We start from the raw sequence: 20,971 nt of genomic DNA on the forward strand, positions 1-20,971 counted from the left end.
GGCCTCGCTCATGTCAGTACTCCACTTTCTGCGAGCGTTTGCGGATCGTGGTGACCTCGTCGCGCTGGTTTCCGGTGGGACCGTGGTAGTTCAGCGCGAAGGACTGCTGCGCGTAGCCGCCGATGAGATGCGATGGCTTGATCATGATGCGGGTGAGCGCGTTGTGGATGCCGCCGCGCTTGCCTCGTCCCTTGGTGTCCTCGCCGAGGCCTTCGATGCGCGGCACGTCCACCGCCCGGTCCTGGGCGTGGTACATGAACACGGTGCCTTCCGGCATCCGGTGACTGACGATGGCGCGCGCGACCACGATGCCGTTGCGGTTGATCGCCTCGATCCAGTCGTTGTCGGCCACACCGATCTTCGCCGCGTCGCGATCGGACATCCAGATCGTCTGCCCGCCGCGCGAGAGCGTCAGCATGTGCAGGTTGTCCTGGTAGGCGGAGTGGATCGACCACTTCGAGTGCGGTGTCAGGTAGCGCACCGTGACGCCCTTGTCGCCGACGTCGCCGATCGAGGGCTCGTGGAACAGCGCGGTCATGTCCAGCGGCGGACGGAAGATCGGGAGCTGTTCGCCGAGCTCGATCATCCAGTCGTGGTCCAGGTAGAAGTGCTGCCGCCCGGTCAGCGTGTGCCAGGGCTTGAGCCGCTCGGTGTTGATGGTGAACGGCGAGTACCGGCGTCCGCCGGTCTCGCTGCCCGACCACTCCGGCGAGGTGATCACCGGCACCGGCCGAGCCTGGGTATCGGCGAAGGTGATCCGCTTGCCCTCGTGCTCGGCGGCCAGGTCGGCCAGTTTGGTTCCGGTGCGGCGTTCCAGCGCGTGGAAGCCCTCCACCGCCAGCCGGCCGTTGGTGGTGCCCGACAGCGCGAGGATCGCCTCGGCCGCGTGCGTGTCCTTGGCCAGCGACGGGCGGCCCTGCGCCACGCCGGACACCACCGTGCCGTTCACCCCGGCGAGGTACTCGACCTCCTGGTCGGGATAGGTGGTGACGCCCTTGGTGGTGACGCCGAGCGTGTCGATCAGCGGCCCGAGCGCGGCCATCTTCTCCGCGAGCTTCGGGTAGTCGCGTTCGACCACGACCAGTTTCGGCATGGTCTTGCCCGGAATCGGTTCGCACTCACCGGCTTTCCAGTCCAGCACGCGTCCGCCCGCCTGCGCCGTCGCGTCCGGCGAGTCGTGCTGCAACGGCACGGCGACGATGTCCTTGCGCTTGCCCAGGTGTTTCTCGGCCATCCAGGAGAAGCCGCGCGCGATCCGGTGGAAGGCGTCGAAATCGGTCTTTGCCTCCCAGGGCGGCGAGATGGCCGGGGAGAAGGCGTGCACGAACGGGTGCATGTCGGTGGAGGACAGATCGTGCTTCTCGTACCAGGTGGCGGCGGGCAGCACGATGTCGGAGAACAGCGTGGTGCTGGTCATCCGGAAGTCCAGCGACAGCAGCAGATCCAGCTTGCCGGTGGCGGCGGTCTCGCGCCAGGTGAGCTCCTGCGGCCGCACGCCGGTGGCGTCGGTGGTCTGCAGGTTGGAGTCGGCGCCGAGCAGGTGGCGGTGGAAGTACTCGTTGCCCTTGCCCGAGGAGCCGAGCAGGTTGGCCCGCCACACGGTCAGGCAGCGCGGGAAGTTCTCCGGCGCGTCCGGGTCCTCGCAGGCGAACCGCAGGTCGCCGGACTTCAGTCCGTCCACCACGTGCTCGGGCGCGGTCTTGCCCGCGGCCTCGGCCTCGTCCACCAGGTCCAGCGGATTGCGGTCGAAGGTCGGGTAGCTCGGCATCCAGCCCAGCCGGGTGGCCAGGGCGATGTTGTCGGCGGCGGTGCGGCCGGCGAACTTCCCCGTGCCCAGCGGCGAGGCGAACGACTCCGCGGTGAACGGGTCGTAGCGCCACTGATTGTTGGTGAGGTACCAGAACACCGTGCCCTGCATCTGCCGCGGCGGGCGCTGCCAGTCCAGGCCGAAGGCCAGGGTGGACCATCCGGTGACAGGACGGCACTTCTCCTGCCCGACGTAATGCGCCCAGCCGCCGCCGTTCACGCCCTGACAGCCGGTGAGCAGGGTCAGGGTGAAGAACGCGCGGTAGATCTGATCGGAGTGGAACCAGTGGTTGGTGCCCGCGCCCATGAGGATCATCGAGCGGCCGCCGGAGCGGTCGGCGTTGTCGGCGAATTCCCGTGCGATGCGCTGCGCCTGGATGGCGGGCACGCCGGTGATGGCCTCTTGCCAAGCCGGGGTGTAGGGCTCGGCCGCGTCTTCGTAGCCGCTCGGCCACGTGCCGGGCAGTCCGTCGCGGCCGACGCCGTACTGCGCGAGCAGCAGATCGAAGACCGTGGTGACCCGCTTGCCCGCGACGGTCGTGGTGGGCACACCGCGGGTGAGCACACCCGGGACGTCGCTGTCGAAGCGGGGAATCTGTACGGCCGCAGCATCGTCGGTGCGGCCATACAGACTCAGGAGGGGATCGACGTCCCCGAGATCGAGGTTCCAGCGCCCGGCGCCTTCTTCGCCGAAGCGATGACCGAGCGACCCGTTCGGCACCACCGGCTGAGCCTGCGCGTCCAGCAGCACCGTCTGGAACTGCACGCCTTCGCCGGTGTGCCCGAGGTCGGCGGCGGTGAGGAACTTGCCGGGCACATACGCGCCGCCGTGCTCGTCCAGGGTGATCAGGTACGGCAGATCGGTGAAGCGCTTGATGTAGTCGAGGAAACGCGGCGTCGACTTCTCGACGAAGAACTCCTTCAGCACCACATGGCCCATCGCCATGGCCAGCGCCGCGTCGGTGCCGGGACGCGCGGGGACCCACTCGTCGGCGAACTTGGTGTTGTCGGCGTAGTCGGGGGAGACCACCACCACCTTCTGGCCGCGGTAACGCGCCTCGGTCATGTAGTGCGCGTCCGGCGTCCGGGTGACCGGCACGTTCGAGCCCCACATGATGAGGTATCCGGCGTCGAACCAGTCCGCGGACTCCGGCACGTCGGTCTGGTCGCCGAACACCTGCGGCGAGGCCACCGGCAGGTCGGCGTACCAGTCGTAGAACGACAGCATGGAGCCGCCGAGCAGCGAGATGAACCGGGCGCCGACGGCGTGGCTGACCATGGACATCGCCGGAATCGGCGAGAATCCGGCCACCCGGTCCGGGCCGTACTGCTTGATCGTGTAGACGTGTGCGGCGGCGGCGATTTCGGCCGCCTCCCACCACTCGGCGCGCACGAATCCGCCCTTACCGCGGGCGGCCTTGTAGCTGCGCGCCTTCTCGGCGTCCTCGACGATCTCGCCCCAGGCCAGCACCGGGTCCTTGAGCCGGGACTTGGCCTCCCGGTACAGCTCCAGCAGGGTGCCGCGCACGTAGGGGTAGCGCACCCGGGCGGGAGAGTAGGTGTACCAGGAGAACGACGCGCCGCGCGGGCAGCCGCGCGGCTCGTATTCCGGCTTGTCGGCGCCCACCGAGGGGTAGTCGGTCTGCTGCGACTCCCAGGTGATCACGCCGTCTTTCACGTAGATCTTCCACGAGCACGATCCTGTGCAGTTCACGCCGTGTGTGGAGCGCACCACCTTGTCGTGGGACCAGCGATCGCGGTAGAACTCGTCGGCGCTGCGCCCGCCGACTTTGTGCAGCGTGCGCTGATCGGCCGACACCTCGCCCCGGTGGAAATATTTCCCCAGCCGCAGGAGCGCGTCCCCGGCGTCGGTGGCCGGGCCGGAGGGTGCGTGACCCTGGGTACGGGAATTAACCACGACGTCCCCTTCGAGCTGTGCGATCGGGTGGATGTTCCGACTGTAAAGAGGCGTGCACGACTGGCCAAACATCTCTCTCACAGCCCATTTGCAGGCATGGTGAGTTGTGAGATCGGCGCAACGTCACGGTCACGGTAGCCCGTCGCATCCGGGCGCCGTCCTGCGGGCCGACCAGGGGAAATATGCTCTGAACTGTACGGAATCCGATCCGGGGAGCCCGCCCGAGGCGCGGTCGGTGATGCTTTGGAAACGGTGGGTTCTCCAGTGCTTTACATTTGTTAACACATCCGACCGCTCGTCGTAGGCGTTGGGTTTACCGCCTCCGCGGTGTTTCGGCTCGGACTTCCGCGCCACGTATTGTAAGCACAATCACAATTTGCTGAAAATTATCTGTTGCTGATGAATTCAGTGCCCGGCGGAGCGCGAGGGTTCGGCCGCCACGAATTCACCGGCATGGTCGCGGCGGCCGGTCTGTCTACCATCGACCAGATGGCACTGTCCTATGTCGTGACCGGTGGCGGACGCGGTATCGGCCGCGCGGTCGTGCGACGGCTGCGGGTTCGCGGGCACGCGAGGCGCGGCCATCCTCAGCTCGGTGCCGCCGCGAACTGCCGTGCGGGCGCCGTGTCCGGGTGCGGCGGCCGCCTCGCAGCCCAGCGGGACCGGTTACCCCTGTGCCGCGGAAATGGCGGCACTACCGCCGCGCCGGTTTCCGACCCGATGACCAGCTGTGCTGTTGCCGTCGCCTCGGGTGCTGATGAGACCGGTGCTGAAAGTGATTGCGGCACTTGCCCGCAAGGGCGTGTAGCGCGTCAGGCGATCGCGGTGGGATCGATCTCGGCGAACGTGTCGACCCAGCGGTGCGGTGGCCGTGGCGGATTCGGCTCCCCGGGGCGGGCCAGGCCGACGACCCGCCACCCCGCGGCGACGGCGGCATCGAGTTCGTCCGGGTGGTCGGACAGGAACAGGATGCGTTCGGCGGGCGCGCCGATGGCGCCCGCGATCTTGTCGTAGGAGGCGGATTCGCGCTTGCCGCCCGCCGTCGATAGATCGAAGTATCCGCTGATCAGTTCGGACAGGCTGCCGCCGCGCGCGAAGGCGAACCAATCCTGTTGATTGCGCACCGATCCCGAGGAGTAGACGTACAGCGCGAGCCCTGCGGCGTGCCAGGCGGCGAGAGCCGGTGGCACATCCGGGAAGAACTCGCCGTGCAGTGCGCCGCTGCGGAAGCCTTCCGCGCAGATCAAGCCCTGGGCGGTCTTGAGCGGCTCGGCCTTCACATCGGAGTCGAGCCACCCGCGCAGGATCGCGGCGGCCTCGGCCGCGCCCGCGTCCGGTTGCCCGGCCAGCTCCCTGGTCGCGGCGAGGACGGTGGACGCCGCCGGGCCGTCCTCGGCCAGCCAGCCCGGAAGCCGCTGCCGGGTATAGCCGTACAGGTCTTCGCGGACCGCGGCGGTAGGGCTGGTGGTGCCTTCGATGTCGACGACGACGGCGCCGATCACGGCGCGGTCAGCAACTCGTCGAGGGTGGGGAAGCCCGCGCTGATCTTGTCGCCGGTGAAGTCGCCGACCCAGCCGTCCTCTTCCTCGAAGAAGCGGATGGCGATGAAATCCGGGCGCTCGCCCATGTCGAACCAGTGCGGCGTGCCCGCGGGCACCGAGAGCAGGTCGCCGCCTTCGCACACCACCGCGAGGACCTCTTCGCCCAGGTGCAGATAGAAGCAGCCGCGTCCGGCGGCGAAGAAGCGCACCTCGTCCTCGGCGTGCCGGTGCTCGTCGAGGAACTTCCCGCGCGCGCCCTTGGCGAGCTCCGGCCACTGCGGGTCGGCGTCGTCCGGGTGGATGCGGGCGATATCGATGTGCCGATAGCGTCCGGACTCGTTCAGCTCGGCGACGTGCTTCGCGTAGTGCGCCAGCAGCTCCTCGGAGGACACCGACGCGGCGTTCTCGACCACCGGCCAGCGGCCGAAGGTGATGCCGTGCCTGGCCAGTTCGGTGCCGATCCGTTCGTCGTCGGTGGTACGCACGCGCACGTCGGCCGCGTCGGCGGCGGCCATCACCTGCAGCAGGGTCATGTCAGTCCAATCTCGAGTACATCGTCGCGCGGGCCGAACGCCGCCGGACTGCCGGTGCGCGCCACCAGCTCACACAATGCTTCCAGGCATTCGGCCCGATCGCGCGCCTGAGCGAGATTCTCGCCCCATGCGGTGATGCCGTGCCCGGCGATGACCAGCACCGGCAACGCGTCCGGATGGCCGAGGAGGTAGCGCTCGATGTCCGCACCGATGCGCGGCACCTCGGGCCAGTTCGGGAAGACGGGGATATCGGCGCTGGCCGGATCAGCGCCGCCGAGCCCTTTGATCAGCTCGTAGTCGGTGATCCGCAGCGTGCCGAGCGCGCCGGGAACCGCCGAGCGGGTGGCGAGTGCTGTGGCGAACGGCGGATGGATATGCACGACCGCCTGGGCCGGGCGGGTCCGGTAGACGGCGGTGTGAATCGTCGTCTCGGCGGAGGGCTTGCGTCCGTGGTCGGCCACGGGCGCGGAGTCCGCCACGCGCACGGTGACCATGTCGCGCTCGGTGAGCTCGCCTTTGGACAACCCGCTTCCGGTGACGACGGCGGTCGCGCCGGTGCGCACCGAGATGTTGCCCGCCGTGCCCGGCATCCAGCCGCGCCGGTACAGCTCGCGTGCGACGTCCGCGATCGCCGCCCAGTGTGACCGATCGGTTCGGTGCACCACACCGTGCTCGGTGACCACCGCCGTCACGAGTTCGGCGGGCGTCACGTCGAAGGCCGGGTTGAAGACCTCGGTGTGCTCGGGCGCCGTTGCCACACCACCGAATCCGGTCACTTCGGCCGCAGCCCGTTCCTCCACCACGATCTCCCGGCCGGTGGCCATCGCCGGATCGCGGGTCGACTCCGGGGCGACCACGACGAACGGGATGTCGTGGTGGCGGGCGGCGAGCGCGAGACCGTAGGTGCCGATCTTGTTGGCGACGTCGCCGTTGGCGGTGACCCGGTCGGCGCCGACCAGCACGCAGTCGACCTGCCCGGTCGCCATCGCCCAGGCGGCGGCGGAATCGATGGTCAGCCGGTGCGGGATACCCGCTTCGGCGAGTTCCCACGTGGTCAACCGCGCGCCTTGCAGCAGCGGGCGGGTCTCGTCGACCAGGACCTGCTCGATCGCGCCGCGCTCGGACAGCACCCGCAGCGTGCCGATGGCCGTGCCGAACGCGCTGGTCGCGAGTCGGCCGGTATTGCAGTGGGTGAGCACCCGCAGCGGCCGGTCCGGACACAGGCGCTGCACCAGGTCGGCGGCGTTGGTGGCGGCGGCCCGGTTGACCCGGCCGTCCTCGGCCAGCATGTCGAGCGTCTCGGCCAGCACCGCGTCGGCGCCCCGGCCCACCTGTGCCCGGACCCGCCGCACCGCCCAGGCCAGATTGACCGCCGTCGGCCGCGCCGCGGCGATCCGGTCCGCCTCGGCCTGCACCGCCGCCTCGTCGACCACGCCGTCCACGGTGTGCGCGGCGGTGGCGATGACGACGCCGAACGCGCCCGCGATGCCGATGGCGGGCGCGCCGCGGATGGCCAGCGCCTTGATCGCGTCGATGACCTGGTCCACCGTGCTCAGTCGCAGCTCACGGACCTCATGCGGCAGTCCGCGCTGGTCGATGGTGACGAGCGTGCCGTCGTCCCAGACCAGAGAACTGTCGTCCATCGGGCACATCCTTGTCGCGTCGAGCCGTGTCGTGCCTGGTCAACGGTATCGGACGGCGGATGGCGGGCGGAAATCGCGTCAGGCCGCCTCGGCGCGCAGCTCGGCGGCGCGTTTGCGCGGGTCGTAGTCCGGGCCGACGCCTTCGATCAGCAGCAGGTCGCCGTCTATGTGATCGGCGCGCAGCGGCAGGATCTCCTGGTAGGCGGGTGAGTGGTACCACTCCCGCGCTTCGGTCATGCCGGGGAACTCGATCAGCACCATGCTCCCGGGCCAGCTGCCTTCCACGATCTCGGCGGGGGGCCCGTGGATGACGAAGCGGCCACCGAACGGGTCCAAGGTGGCTTGGATGCGCTCCAGGTACTCCAGGATGTCGGGATGCGGCCTGCGACCGCGGAGGTGGGCGAAGCCATAGGCGGACATGATGGTCGGCGTTCCTTCGTTCGATGACACCGGAAGTGGTGTCGAATCGACGGTAGGTCCGCCGCGCGCGGGGTGACAATTACCTCCGGGGTAAGCACACCGGGCCTGGCACGACCGCAGCCGCCGGTCCCGGGAGGAGTTGGGGCCGGCGGCGCGGGTGGCGCAGATCAGCTAGTGGCGGCGGTCCTGCTCGCCGCGCCGTTCGGGCATCTCGGACCTGGTGCCCCGACGGCCTTCCATATCCGAGCCCTCGCGCATGTCCTGCTCCTGGCGCTGTTGCTGCTGCTGCCTCGGCATCTGCTTCGGCATTTTCTTAGGCGTTTTCTTCGACTTTTCAGCCATCTCCACACGGTCCTTTCCGGGGGATTGATATTCGCCTAACGAACAGCCTAACGAACAAACGATAGCGAGCCGGTGGAGCTTCCGGAAGGGGAAATGAAAAATATGGCCCGGAGCGGCCGGTTGTCGCATCTGTGCAGGTAGAGGCGCTATTGAAGGTGGGTTTCTATAGCGAATACCGTTGGATGGGCGGTGTGCTGCCATTTCTCCGCGTCTGGCTTTCCGGAGGCTCGGGCGTGTGTTCGAACGGTAACCGACCGGATCGCGCGCCGACGCTTCGGGAGCGGATGATATCGCGCCGGCTTCGCGTGTTCTCGGGTTTATCGCGGCGAAAATAATTCCACTGCGGCGGGGGTATGCGCTTGGTGCGGCTGGTCGCCGTCGTTATCGCATATTCGTTGTGCGACAATCCGTTTCAGCGCAACCCCGGGAATCGCGGCCACATTTCTCCGTAGGCGGAGCCCGTGGTCGCTTGAAAGTAAGCGCATCGCAATGGTTTTCGACTGGGCTCAGGTGAGCTGGGCCCGGACGAGTCGTGTCGTACGTCGGCTCAGCCGCGCAACGGAAGGAACTCGACCGTCGCGCCGTCGGCGGCGCCGGGCGGGACCACGACCAACCCGTCGCGGTCGATGAGGCCGCCGAGATGGGCGGTGCGGATGGCCGGGTCGCCGACCCAGCCGCCTTCCTCGGCGGCGCGAGCGGGCACGACGCGGGTCACCTGTGCCGCGATCTCCGCCGCGTTGCGCAGCGGCCCACGCAGCGGGCGGGCCGCGGGCGCGCCGGTGCGGCCCTCGACGATCGCGGGCGCGAGCGCCATGAGCGTGGCGACGGCGGCGAACGGGTTGCCGGGCAGGCCGAGCACCGTGGTGCCGGAGGCGAGTTCGGCGACGACGGTGGAACCGCCGGGACGCAGCCGCAACCGCGGCACCACGATCTCGGCTCCGGCGCGGGCCAGGGCGGCACGGAGCTGGTCGGCGGCCCCACCGCCGGTCGCGCCGACGATCACCAGCAGGTCGTGATCCGGCGTCACGGCCATGACCTCGTCGAATCCGTGCGGCGTATCGCGCAGGTGCACTCGGTCGGCGGTGCGAATGCCGTACCAGGACAGCAACTCCGGCAGGATCGGACCGATCGAATCGCGGGTCTGGCCCGCCTGCAGCGGCCCCTCGCTGCGGATCTCGTCACCGGTCATGACGATGCGCGCGCGTACCGGGCCGCGTACCGACGCCGCGGTGACTTCGACGCTCGCGGCCGCGGAGATCAACGCGGCGGTGACCGGCGTGCCCTGCGGCGCGACGAGATCACCGGCGTGCCGGTCCTCGCCACGGCGGCGGATGTCCTCGCGCAGCGGGGTGTCCGGCAGGCGGTACAGCGTTTCCTCGGCGACGTGCGCGAACTCGTCGCGCAGCACACCCGTGGTGCCGTCCGGTACGTGCGCGCCGGTGGCGATCCGCACCGCCTCACCCGGCAGCAGCCCCACCGGCCGCCTGCCGCCCGCGAACCCGATGTCGCGGCGCAGGCGCCACGGCCCGTCACCCGCCACCGCGTAGCCGTCCATCGCGGAGACGTCGAAGCGGGGCAGCGGCCCGGCGGCGGTCAGCGGGTCCGCGAGCGCGGCCCCGAGCACCGAACGCAGGTCGGCTTCGTAGGCGGTGAGCCGGGACAGATTGCCGCGCAGCCTCTCTCGCGCCTCGTCGAGATCCAGCGGCGGCTGCTGCCGTGGCGCGTCGACGGTGGCCCTGGCTTGTCGAACCTCCTCCTCGGTATCGCAGTCGCCGACTCCGGGCAGCGGGATGATCGCGGCGGCGGCGGGCACCAGCGCCTTCATCGGCTGGTTGATCAGCGCGCCGAGCCCCTCCAGCGCGGCCACCAGCGCGGAGCGCCGCCACACTCCGATCAGGTACTGCGGGCGTCCGGACTCGTCGGCGGCGAACACCGCGTCGGCACCGGATTCAGTGGCGTGCCGGATCAGTTCGGTGACCGCCCACGGCGCCAGGAACGGCAGGTCGGCGGCCAGCACGACCACCAGCGGCGCGGCGGAGCCGAGCGCGCGCAGTCCGGTGTCGATCGCCGCCACCGGACCCGACCCGGGCGGTACCTCGCGCACCTGGACGAACTGCGGCGCAAGCTCGGGCCGGTGCGGTCCGACGACCACCGTGTGCCCGCACGAAGCCACCGCGGCGAGTGCCACCTCGAGCATGGAACGACCGCCGATGACGATAGCCGGTTTGTCCACGCCGCCCATCCGGCTGGCCCGGCCGCCCGCGAGCACGATCGCGTCGGCGGCGGTCATAGGCCACGACTTCGAGCTGGGTACACCATGGCGGTCATGCTAATTCGTCACGGCGGGGAAGCTGGGGACCGGACGGCGTCGATCAGGCGTTGGACCAGAAGCGGGCCGGTGGCAGCAACCGGAACTCGTTGAGCTCCGGGTCGGCGAGCACGAGGTCGGTGTCGCGATCGGCGGCCGGGGCGCCGCGGTCGATCGTGGTGGCGCCCGCGGCGTGCAGCCTGGCCACCTCGGCGGCGCGGTCGTCGGCGGGAAACGAGGTGAGGTCGAGGCTCAGTCTGGTCCGGCCGGTCCCCGCGTCGGGGGTGCGGACGAACTCCAGCCAGGAGCCGAGTCCGGTCGGCGAACGCAGCCCGGCCAGCCGCTCACCGCGCCGGGTGGACGGCCAGCCGGTGGCGACCGCCCAGAAGTCGGCGAGGCGCTCCGGGTCGCGCGTGTCGACCACCACCGCCGCGACGCCTCCGGTGTCCACGTACTCCTCCCTGGGTTCGAGCACGCAGAATTCGTTGCCCTCCGGGTCGGCCAGCACGGCCCACGGCACCGCGCCCTGGCCGATGTTGACCGCTCGCGCGCCCAAGGCCAGCGCGCGGTCCACCTGGGTGCGCTGATGCTCCCGCGAGCGGGTGGCCAGATCCAGGTGCAGGCGGTTCTTGCCGATCTTGGCCCGCATCGCGGGCAGGAAGGTCAGCGCGAGGTCACCACCGTCGGCGTCGGGGGCCGCGACGTTCACCTCGTCGGGCCGGTCGAGCGTCACGCTCCAGCCGAGCAGTTCGGCCCAGAAATCCGCGACCGAACGCGGCCGGTCGGCATCGAACACGACACATGCCAGGCGGGTGGGCATGGATCAACGGTACTGGCCGCCGATCCGGCTCGGAGGCATTTCGGACAGCGGCGCTCAGCCCGCCGCAGGATCGGGCAGGGGGAAGCGCGCGGCGCGCAGGTCGACGCGTCCGTCCCGGATCGGCACGCCTTCCTCGGCGAGCAGGCGCAGCTGGCGACGGGCCAGGTGTGCGGCGGGCTTGCCGCTCGCGCCGAGCACGCGATGCCAGGGCAGGTCGGCCGCGTCGGTGCGCATGATCCAGCCCACCGTGCGTGGCGTGGACAGTCCCGCGGCCGCGGCGATGTCGCCGTAGGTGACGACCCGGCCGGGGGGAACCGCGGCCACCAGGGCGCGAACCTGCTCGATCTGGGCGTCGCTGGTCGGCATCGGTTCAGAGCACCGAGCGCACGAGTTCGCCGGTCTCGGCCGGATACGCCTGGGCCACCATGTGATCGCAGTTCCACTCGAGCACGGTCAGGTTCGCGCCCATGTGCTCGGTGAGCGCCGCGCGGAACTCCGGGGTGACGAACGGCGGGTCCACCTTCATCGCCTGCACCAGCACGGTGGGCAGGTCGGCGGGCGGCAGCACCCAGTGGCGGGCCAGCTGCCCCCAGTAGGAGTTGACGGCGGGCAGGCTCATCCGCCAGCCGAAGCGCCCGTCCGCGGTGGGCATCAGATGTTCGAGCAGCTCGGCGTCGAGCAGCCGCGGCTCGACGTCACCCCATCCGGTGTCCAGCTTGTCCCGGCGCGCGTGGTCGACGCTGTCGTAGTCGGCCGAGACCAGGGTGGACAGCGCGATCTCGTTGAGCCATTCCGGTTCCAGCGCGATGGCCGGATCGAGCAGCACGAGCTTGCGGACCAGGTCGGGATGTCGATGCGCCAGGTGCAGCGCGCACGCGCCGCCGAAGGAGTGCGCGACCACCACCACCGGTCCGTCCGCCTCCGTGGTGACCAGTTCGACCAGGTCGTCGACGATGGTCTCGAAGTTCCACGGTGGCAGCGAGGTCGAGCGACCGTGTCCGCGCAGGTCGGGTGCGAGCACGCGGACGTCGGGCAGATGCCGGGTGGCCAGGTCTTCCCAGCGTTTGCCGTGGCCGGTCACGCCGTGCAGGGCGAGCACCACCGGTCCCGTCGTCGGACCGAACCGGTGGACATTCAGAACAGACACCGGTCCATTGTGACCTGCGCCGGAATCGCGCGCAGTGCCGGTCACACGGAGGCGTGTACCGGCGTGTCGGTCGTGTCTGTTGCAATAGCCCGCGTGGTGCGATCGGATGGCGCGGTGCGACTGGTTCGCCGGAATGTGGTGGCGCCCCGGCCGCGAGACTGGGGCGCCGACGTTCGCGCGCTGCTGGACGTCGCGGCCGAGGCCGGTCCCGCGCGCCCGGGATGGCGGCCCTGGCAGGTACTCGGCGGGCCTGGAACGGGCAAGACGGCCCTGCTGGTGGACCTCGCCGCCGAGCGCATCGCGGCCGGAGCCGATCCCGATTCGGTGCTGGTGCTGACGCATTCGAAACAGGCGGCGGGCGCCGTGCGCGATGCCATCACCACGCGGCTGAGCGGACCCGAACCCGGCGCCGAGGGCGGTGTGCCCGGCGCCACACGGGAACCGTTGGTGCGCACCCTGCATTCCTACGCTTTCGCCGTGCTGCGCAGGCACGCCATGGCGCACGGCAACCCGCCGCCCCGTTTGCTGACCGGAGCCGAACAGGACGCGGTGCTGCGCGAAATGCTGCGCGGCGACCTGGTCGACATGGCCGCGGGCGCGCGCGGGTTGTGGCCGGAGCGACTGCGGCCCGCGCTCGCGCTCGGCGGATTCGCCGAGCAATTGCGCGATCTCATGCTGCGCGCCACCGAACGCGGCATCGGGCCGGAAGACCTGGTGCGGCTGGGCCGCGAGTACGCCAAACCGGAGTGGGTGGCGGCGGGCAAGTTCGCCATCCGCTACGAGCAGACGATGCTGCTGCGCTGGTCGGTGGGCGTGGAGGCGCCGGAGGCGACCGCGCCCGCGCTGGACGCCGCCGAACTGGTCGGCGCGGCGCTGGACGCGCTGGCCGCCGACCCGAATCTGCTTGTCGCCGAACGCGCCAGGATCAGATACCTGCTGGTCGACGACGCACAGCACCTGGATCCGCAGGCGGCGATCCTGGTCAAGGCGATCGGGCACAGCGCGCGGATCACGGTGATCGCGGGCGATCCCGATCAGGCCGTCTTCGCCTTCCGCGGCGCCGACGCGCGGTTCGTCGCCGATCTCGACGTGCCGGACGAGCGGCGCGTCGTGCTGCGCGCCAACCATCGCTTCAGCGGTCAGGTCCAGCTGGCGGTCGCGCGCATCGCCGCACGTCTGCCGGGCAGTGCGCCGCAGCGCATCCCCGTACCGGAACGCGCCGAACCGCGGGAGGACGGCACCGAGGTGCGGGTCCGCGTGCTGGCCACACCCGCGAAGGAAGCCGCGCTCATCGCCGATCACCTGCGCCGCGCGCACCTCACCGGCGGGGTGCCGTGGTCGCGGATGGCGGTGATCGTCCGATCGGTGCCACTGTCGCTGGCGCCGCTGCGCCGGGCCTTGCTCGCCGCGGGCGTGCCGGTGCGGCAGCCCACGCTGGACACGCCGCTGGCGCGTAGGCGCGGCGCGGCCTGGATGCTGCTGTCGCTACGCGCGGTGCTCGCGGGCGAGGCGGCGCAGCGGGGCGCGGAACCGGCGTTCGAGCCGGAGGACGCCCTCGACCTGCTGTCCGGGCCGCTGGGCGGCGCCGATCAGATCGCCTTGCGCCGGTTGCGCCGCGGCGTTCGGCGCGCGGTGCTGGAATCCGCGCGCGCCGGTGCGAAAACCCCGGAAACGGACGACGATCCGCCTCCGGACCGCGGCACGGACATCGACCGCCCCTCCGCGCAGGTGCTGCGCGACCAGCTGATCGGGGCGGGCGATCCGGCGATCCTGGGCCGGCTCACCGAGGTCGAGGCGGCGCCGCTGCGCCGGGTGCTGGACGCGCTGCACCGGGCACGCAAGGCGCGCGGGCGGGGCGCGGGCCTGGAGGACGTCCTGTGGGCGCTGTGGACCGGGTCTCGGCTGGAACGGCGCTGGGTGGCGCAATCGGAGCGCGGCGGCGCGGTCGGCATGCAGGCCGATCGCGATCTGGACGCCGCCGTCGCGTTGTTCGACGCGGCCGCCGCCTACGTCGACCGGCTGCCGCGCGCGAGCATCGAAGGGTTCGTCGAGTACCTCTCGCAGCAGGAGATTCCGCTCGACTCGGCGCCGCGCACCGCACCGGGTGAGTCGGTGGCGCTGCTGAGCGCGCACGCCGCGGCCGGGCGGGAATGGGACGTGGTCGCCGTCGCCGCCGTGCAGGAGGGGATCTGGCCCGATCCGCGCTCGCGCGGCACCCTGCTGCACACCGAGGACCTGGTGGATCTCACCGCCGGGGTGTCCGACGCGGGTGAGCGGGTGAGCCGTGCGGCGCCGATTCTCGCCGAGGAGCGCAGACTGCTGCTCGTCGCGTGCAGCCGGGCCCGGCGATCGCTGCTGGTCACCGCGGTGGAATCGGTGGCAGGCGAACGCGATCTGGTGCCGTCGCGTTTTCTCGCCGAGCTGCTCGGGCACGACGACGACAGCGAGCCCGGCGCGCTCCCGGTGATCGACCCCGGCCGCGCCCTGGTGATGCACTCCCTGGTTGCCGAACTGCGCGGCGTGGTCTGCGATCCCGAGGCCGACCCGGAGCGCAGGCGCCGCGCGGCGCACCAGCTCGCGCGGCTGGCGGACGCGGGCGTGCGCGGCACCCACCCCGACGACTGGTACGGCACCGCCGAACTCAGCTCGCTGCGTCCGCTGTGGGCCGAGGACGAGGGCGCGGTGGCGCTGTCGCCCTCCACCGTCGAGTTGCTGCGCACCTGTCCGCTGCGCTGGGCACTGGAACGCCACGGCGGCACCGACGGCGACAACCCACACGCCGTCAAAGGCAACCTGGTGCACACACTGGTGCAGGCGCTGGCGGGCAAAGTGCCCGCGGACCAAGTGCGTGCGGCGCTCGACCGGGCCTGGCGGGCGGTGGATCCCGGAACCGGCTGGCATTCCAGGCAGGAGCTGCGCCGCACCGAAGCCATGCTGGAGAACTTCCAGGCCTGGGTCCGCAACACCCGCGGCGAACTCACCCAGGCCGGTGTCGAGGTGCCGGTGGACTGCGTGCTGCCCGCGCGCACCGAAGACGAACGCGCCGTGCGGATCCGGGGCCGCGTCGACCGGCTGGAACGGGACGCGCAAGGCCGGTTCGTGATCGTCGACGTGAAGACCGGCAAGTCCCCGGTCACCAAGCAGGCCGCCGTCGATCACGCGCAGCTGGCGACCTATCAGGTGGCCGCCGCCGCGGGTGCCCTCGACGCCACGGGAGAATCCGGCGCCGCCGATTTATCCGGCGAACCCGGCGGGGCACGATTGGTCTATGTCGCGAAGCCGAGCAAGGCGGAGGGCGCGACCCAGCGCTTGCAGCCCCCGCTGGACGCCGAGGCACTCGAGCAGTGGCGCGACACGATTCACCGAGCCGCGGCGTCCACTCAGGGCCCCGGCTACCTCGCCATGCGTAACGACGGATGCCGCCACTGCGCGGTCGCGGGCAGCTGTCCCGTGCAGGACAGCGGGAGACAGGTGACCGACGAGTGAGCGCGCCCTCGGCCTCGCCGCGGCCGGTCGCCGGGGCGCCGCCGTGAACGGCCGGGTGACGCCCCATCAGCTGGCGCAGGCGCTGGGCCTGCCGCCGCCGACCGACGAACAGGCCGCCGTGATCGCGGCGCCCCCGGGCCCGACCCTCGTGGTCGCGGGCGCGGGCGCGGGCAAGACCGAGACGATGGCCGCCCGCGTGGTGTGGATGGTCGCCAACGGGCTCGTCCTGCCGGACGAGGTGCTCGGGCTGACGTTCACGCGCAAAGCCGCCCAGCAGTTGACCGCCCGCATCCGGACCAGGCTGGCCCGGCTGGCCGGCGCGCCGCTGCTGCGCGAACTCGACCCGAGTGGTCGGCTGCGCACCCAGCTGACCGGCGCGGAACCGGAGATCAGCACCTACCACTCGTACGCGGGCAGGTTGCTCACCGAACACGGCCTGCTGCTTCCGGTGGAACCTTCGGCGACCCTGCTGACCGAGACCCAGCTCTGGCAGCTCGCCCATCAGGTGGTCCGCACCTGGGACGGCGATCTGGAGACCGAGCGCACCCCGGTGTCGGTCACCGAGGCGGTGCTCGCGCTGTCCGGGCAGCTGGCGGAGCATCTGGTCGAGCCGGAGGAGCTGGCCGAGGCGCACACCGAGCTGGCGAAGCTGGTGCACACGCTGCCCCCGGGTCCGCGGCAGCGGGGCGGGCCCAGCCAAACACTGCTCAACATCGTGCAGGTGCAGCAGGAGCGGGTAGCGCTGCTGCCGCTGGTGCACCAGCTCACCGAGGCGTTGCGCCGCCGGGGCGCACTCGATTTCGGCGCGCAGATGTCCCTGGCCGCGCGCTTGGCCGCCGAGCACCCCGAGGTGGCCGCCGCCGAACGCGCCCGATTCCGGCTGGTGCTGCTCGACGAATACCAGGACACCGGCCACGCCCAGCGAGTCCTGCTCGCCGCCCTGTTCGGCGGCGCGCCTGACCCGTCACCGCCGCATGACGCGCGCGACGTTTCTCCGGTAACGGATGGTGATCCTGCTGACAGGGACCAGGATTCGTCACGCGCGAACATGCACCCACGAGGAGCGGCGCAAGCCGCCAACGGCCTCGTCGATCCGCTCTCGGGCGGCACGTCGGCGGACTCGGCGACAGTCGATGCGTCTCACACGACCGCGCACGCCGATTCAGCCGAGCGGGAAAAACATGGCGGCACGGACGAGCCGAATTCCGCCACGGGGGAGGCGGACCCGCTGTCACCCGGCGCGGACGGTGATCAGCAGCACGCCAGCACGATCACGCGCGAACCGCACGACATCGTCCGAGACTCGGACACGCCGATCGGCAATACCTCCGCACCGGCTGGGGCGGGTGCTGATTCGTCTGCGGGGGATTTGTGGTCGGTGGCCGGTGGTGTGTTCGATCCGGCTGCTGATCAGTCTGGGAGTGCGTCCGGTCCGGCCGCACCGGCTGCGGCAGGTGCCGACTTGTCTGCGGGGGACTTGTGGTTGTCGACGGGTGGTGCGTTCGATCCGGCTGCCGATCGGCCTGGGAGCGCGTCCGGTCCGGCCGGTGCGGATGCTGATTCGTCTGCGCGCGACCTTTCGTCCTCGGCTGATAGTGCGTTCGATCGGGCCCCCGATCGCCTTGCGCACAGTGGCCCTGCACGGCACTCCGTCGCGGGGCAGCGTGATCCGGGTCGACCGCCACACTCGACGCCGGGTGCAATCGCGCCTGCCGGTGACCCCGCGCGAGGTGCACCGTCGCGGCGCGTCGATGCGAACGAGACGATGGGGGAAGGGCAATCGCGGTTCGCCGGTGCGCATGACCCACACGCCGCGCCCGGTCGCGACCAGCACGCGCGACACGATGGGCAGCGGCTCGCCGTGACCGCCGTGGGCGATCCGATGCAGTCGATCTACGGCTGGCGTGGCGCCTCGGCGGCGAATCTGCCCCGGTTCGCCACCGATTTCCCCACCGCTCCGGGGGTACCGGCCCCGACGCTGGCGTTGCTGACCAGCTGGCGCAATCCTCCGGAGGCACTGGCACTGGCGAACCTGGTCGCGGAACCGTTGCGGCGCAAGGCGATAGAGGGCGGTGGGGTGACGGTCGACGCTTTGCGCGCCAAGCCCGACGCCGGGCCGGGGGAGGTGGCGCTGGCGCTGACCGATACCGTCGCCGGTGAACGCGAGTGGGTGGCCGAGCGGATCGCCGCGCAGTGGGCCGCCCGGCGCGCGGCGCAGCAGCCACCGCCCACGTCGGCGGTGCTGGTACGCCGCAATGCCGACGCCGCGCCGCTCGCGGAAGCGCTGCGCGCGCAAGGGCTTCCGGTGGAGATCGTCGGGCTCGGCGGCTTGCTCGCCACACCGGAGGTGGCCGACATCGTCGCCACCCTCCGGCTGATCGCCGAACCCGGCTCCGGCAGCGCCGCCATGCGCGTGCTGACCGGCGCGCGCTGGCGCGTCGGCGTCGCCGACATCGCCGCGCTCGCCCGCCGCGCCAGGAACCTGTCCATCCGGCGCCCCGGGTCCGAGGCCGGGGCCGAGATCGCCGACGGCGCCACGCTGGACGAGGCGCTGCGGGACGTGGCCCCGGAGCCCGCCGAACAGGCCGGGCTGGCCGACGCCATCGCCGATCCGGGTCCGCCGGGGCAGTATTCGGCGGCCGGGTTCGCCCGGATCGAGGCGCTGGGGCGTGAGCTGGCCGCCTTGCGCGAACGCAGCGGTCAGCCGTTGGCCGAGTTGGTCGCCGATGTCGAACGCACCATCGGCGTCGGTGTGGAGACCCAGACCCGGCGAGCGATGGCGGGCACCGGCGCCGGACGCGAGCACCTGGACGCGTTCGCCGAAGTCGTGGCCGGGTACGCCGCGGACACCGGGGCCTCGCTCGGCGGGCTGCTCGCCTTTCTCGCCGCCGCGGAGGAGGTCGAGAACGGACTCGAGCCGGGCGAGGTCGAGGTCGCCAAGGACCGCGTCCAAGTGCTGACCGTGCACGCGGCGAAAGGCCTGGAATGGGAGATCGTCGCGGTCCCGCACGTGGTGGAGGGCGTGTTCCCGTCCAAGGTCGGTTCCGGCACATGGCTGGGCGCGCTCGCCGAGCTGCCGACGTCGCTGCGGGGCGACCGGCAGCAGGACGGCGCGGCCGAGGGCGTCCCGGTGCTCGATCTCACCGACCTGTACGACCGCGCCGACCTCGACCGTGCGATCAAGGCGCACAAAGAGGCGCTGGAGCGCCGCCGGATCGATGAGGAACGGCGCCTGTTCTACGTCGCGGTCACCAGGACCGAACGCGTGCTGCTGGTTTCGGCCCACTACTGGGCGGAGACCGGCAGCACGCCGAAGGGCCCCTCGGATTTCCTGCTGGAGCTGAAGCACGCGCATGAGGATCCCGGCAGCCCGGCGTACGACGTCCTGGCGGTCGACCGCTGGGACGACCCGCCCGCGGCCGACGCCGTCAACCCGTTCACCGACAACCCCGCCACCGCCGAGTGGCCGCGCGACCCGCTCAGCACCCGCCGCGACCCGATCGAGCAGGGCGCCGCGCTGGTCCGCGCGGCGCTGGCCGCCCTGCGCGCTCGTCCGGCCGATGCCGGTCCGGATGCGCACCAGACCACCGAGCCCCGCCTCGTCCTGGCTCCACCGCCGGACACGGAGGCGGATTACCCGGACGAACCGGCCTACTATCCGCCCGACGACGAGGTCCCACCGGACGAACTCGCGGACGATTTCGACTTCACGCCGACCGAATACGCCGACCCGTACGCGGACATCGAGCCGTACTTCGGCACGGCTCCGGACCCGGTGGAGGAGTACCTGTCCGCCGACGAGCCGGTATTCGGCGCGAGCGGCTTCGCTCCGCCCCCGCCGGATGACGCGTACCGGCCGGAGCACGCACACCCCGCACCGGACCCGGACGACCCGGAAGGCTGGGCCGCCGACGTCGACGCCCTGCTCGCCGAGCACCAGGCGGCCGCGGTCGCCGCCGCGGAGGTCGAGCTACCCGGCCAGATCGCGGCGACCGCCCTGGTCGAGTTGCGCGCCGACCCGGCGAAACTCGCCGCCCGCCTGCGTCGCCCGCTGCCCTACCCGCCGAATCCGCTCGCGCGCCGCGGCACCGCGTTCCACGCGTGGGTGCAGCGGTGGTTCGGCTCCACCCGCCTGCTCGGCCTGGACGAGCTGCCGGGCGCCGCCGACGGTGCGGCCGACGCGGGCCTGGACGCCGAGCTGACCGCGATGCAGGAGGCGTTCCTGAACTCGCGGTGGGCCGACCGCAGCCCGATCGAGGTCGAGATTCCGTTCGAGACCTCGATCGCGGGCACGGTGATCCGGGGGCGGATGGACGCGGTGTTCGCCGAGCCGGGTGGGCGCTGGACCGTAGTCGACTGGAAGACCGGCGCCGAGCCCGGCGCGGCGGAGGAACCCGCGGTCGCCATGCAGTTGGCGGTGTACCGCCTGGCGTGGGCGCGGTTGATGGCCGCGCGGGAGGGACGGCCGGAGCAGGAGATGCTGCACCGTGTGGGCGCCGCGTTCCACTACGTGCGCACCGGGCGCACCATCGCGCCGGTGAACCTGGCCGGACCGGAGGAGCTGGCCGAGCTGATCAGGAACGCCGCGCCCGCCGGCTCACCGCCAGCGCCTGAGTGATCAGCGGGATCTGCAGCGGAAGCCGCAGCGCGGACCCGATCTTGACCAGCCGCGGCGCCTTCTCGCTGGCCAGCATGTCCGCGGTGAACTGCACATTGGCCGGGAACACCGCGATGAACAGCAGCGCCGCGAGACGTCCGCCGAAGCTGCGGGTGCGCGGCACCGCGAGTGCGGCGGCGACGCCGATTTCGGCCACCCCGGAGGCGTAGGTGTAGTCACGAGCCTTGCCGGGCAGTCCGCGCGGAACGATGGAATCGAAGGGCTTCGGCCAGACGAAATGCAGCACCCCGGTGCCGAACAGCAGGGCAGCGAGGGCCAACGCGGGCCGTCGCCCGCCGTCGAGCGCGGGTGTCAGCGTGTTTTCTGCCATGAGGAACCCTTACATCCAT

13 protein-coding genes are annotated in these 20,971 nt (G+C 71.3%); 2 read left to right on the plus strand and 11 right to left on the minus strand.

Annotated features, from left to right (window positions below; genetic code table 11):
- Positions 1-13: 13 nt before the first annotated feature.
- From LTT66_RS20385 to LTT66_RS20430, 10 genes are all read right to left on the minus strand, one after another.
- Positions 14-3,724, minus strand: coding sequence for a nitrate reductase subunit alpha (locus LTT66_RS20385; protein WP_233060164.1), 3,711 nt, complete (start codon positions 3,722-3,724; stop codon positions 14-16).
- A gap of 812 nt (positions 3,725-4,536) precedes the next feature.
- Complete coding sequence (gene mtnC / locus LTT66_RS20390; RefSeq protein WP_233060165.1) at positions 4,537-5,226, minus strand: acireductone synthase; 690 nt, start codon at positions 5,224-5,226, stop codon at positions 4,537-4,539.
- Positions 5,223-5,798: a 1,2-dihydroxy-3-keto-5-methylthiopentene dioxygenase gene (locus LTT66_RS20395; protein ID WP_233060166.1), complete on the minus strand. Its 576-nt coding sequence runs from the start codon at positions 5,796-5,798 to the stop codon at positions 5,223-5,225. Before LTT66_RS20395 ends, mtnC begins: the two co-directional genes overlap by 4 nt.
- The gene (mtnA, locus tag LTT66_RS20400) at positions 5,795-7,441 is read right to left on the minus strand and encodes an S-methyl-5-thioribose-1-phosphate isomerase (RefSeq protein WP_233060167.1); all 1,647 of its coding nucleotides are present in this window, start codon (positions 7,439-7,441) and stop codon (positions 5,795-5,797) included. The genes LTT66_RS20395 and mtnA overlap by 4 nt, the downstream gene beginning before the upstream one ends.
- A gap of 78 nt (positions 7,442-7,519) precedes the next feature.
- Positions 7,520-7,861, minus strand: coding sequence for a DUF1330 domain-containing protein (locus tag LTT66_RS20405; RefSeq protein ID WP_181719828.1), 342 nt, complete (start codon positions 7,859-7,861; stop codon positions 7,520-7,522).
- Positions 7,862-8,032: 171 nt separating this feature from the next.
- Positions 8,033-8,203: a hypothetical protein gene (locus LTT66_RS20410; RefSeq protein ID WP_181719827.1), complete on the minus strand. Its 171-nt coding sequence runs from the start codon at positions 8,201-8,203 to the stop codon at positions 8,033-8,035.
- A 547-nt stretch (positions 8,204-8,750) separates the two neighbouring features.
- Positions 8,751-10,493, minus strand: coding sequence for an NTP transferase domain-containing protein (locus tag LTT66_RS20415; protein WP_233060168.1), 1,743 nt, complete (start codon positions 10,491-10,493; stop codon positions 8,751-8,753).
- Positions 10,494-10,575: 82 nt separating this feature from the next.
- Complete coding sequence (locus LTT66_RS20420; RefSeq protein ID WP_233060169.1) at positions 10,576-11,331, minus strand: VOC family protein; 756 nt, start codon at positions 11,329-11,331, stop codon at positions 10,576-10,578.
- Between the two features lie 54 nt (positions 11,332-11,385).
- Positions 11,386-11,697, minus strand: a complete 312-nt coding sequence (locus LTT66_RS20425; protein ID WP_181719824.1) for an MGMT family protein — start codon at positions 11,695-11,697, stop codon at positions 11,386-11,388.
- 4 nt (positions 11,698-11,701) lie between these two features.
- The gene (locus tag LTT66_RS20430; RefSeq protein ID WP_233060170.1) at positions 11,702-12,478 is read right to left on the minus strand and encodes an alpha/beta fold hydrolase; all 777 of its coding nucleotides are present in this window, start codon (positions 12,476-12,478) and stop codon (positions 11,702-11,704) included.
- A gap of 72 nt (positions 12,479-12,550) precedes the next feature.
- Between LTT66_RS20430 and LTT66_RS20435 the strand changes: the two genes are divergently transcribed.
- Positions 12,551-15,964, plus strand: coding sequence for an ATP-dependent helicase (locus tag LTT66_RS20435; protein ID WP_408638654.1), 3,414 nt, complete (start codon positions 12,551-12,553; stop codon positions 15,962-15,964).
- 43 nt (positions 15,965-16,007) lie between these two features.
- Positions 16,008-20,582, plus strand: a complete 4,575-nt coding sequence (locus tag LTT66_RS20440) for an ATP-dependent DNA helicase (RefSeq protein ID WP_233060172.1) — start codon at positions 16,008-16,010, stop codon at positions 20,580-20,582.
- Here the strand turns inward: LTT66_RS20440 and LTT66_RS20445 are convergent.
- Positions 20,539-20,952, minus strand: a complete 414-nt coding sequence (locus tag LTT66_RS20445; protein ID WP_233060173.1) for a DoxX family protein — start codon at positions 20,950-20,952, stop codon at positions 20,539-20,541. The genes LTT66_RS20440 and LTT66_RS20445 overlap by 44 nt on opposite strands.
- Positions 20,953-20,971: the final 19 nt, after the last annotated feature.

This window comes from Nocardia gipuzkoensis (assembly GCF_021183645.1).
GTDB lineage: Bacteria > Actinomycetota > Actinomycetes > Mycobacteriales > Mycobacteriaceae > Nocardia > Nocardia abscessus.

What these genes read in the sequence shown, in the direction of transcription:
- LTT66_RS20395 (WP_233060166.1), bottom strand. Translation starts at nt 5,798, where the DNA reads ATGACCCTGCTGCAGGTGATGGCCGCCGCCGACGCGGCCGACGTGCGC.
- LTT66_RS20410 (WP_181719827.1), bottom strand. Translation starts at nt 8,203, where the DNA reads ATGGCTGAAAAGTCGAAGAAAACGCCTAAGAAAATGCCGAAGCAGATG.
- LTT66_RS20445 (WP_233060173.1), bottom strand. Translation starts at nt 20,952, where the DNA reads ATGGCAGAAAACACGCTGACACCCGCGCTCGACGGCGGGCGACGGCCC.
- mtnA (WP_233060167.1), bottom strand. Translation starts at nt 7,441, where the DNA reads ATGGACGACAGTTCTCTGGTCTGGGACGACGGCACGCTCGTCACCATC.
- LTT66_RS20420 (WP_233060169.1), bottom strand. Translation starts at nt 11,331, where the DNA reads ATGCCCACCCGCCTGGCATGTGTCGTGTTCGATGCCGACCGGCCGCGT.
- LTT66_RS20405 (WP_181719828.1), bottom strand. Translation starts at nt 7,861, where the DNA reads ATGTCCGCCTATGGCTTCGCCCACCTCCGCGGTCGCAGGCCGCATCCC.
- LTT66_RS20415 (WP_233060168.1), bottom strand. Translation starts at nt 10,493, where the DNA reads ATGACCGCCGCCGACGCGATCGTGCTCGCGGGCGGCCGGGCCAGCCGG.
- LTT66_RS20425 (WP_181719824.1), bottom strand. Translation starts at nt 11,697, where the DNA reads ATGCCGACCAGCGACGCCCAGATCGAGCAGGTTCGCGCCCTGGTGGCC.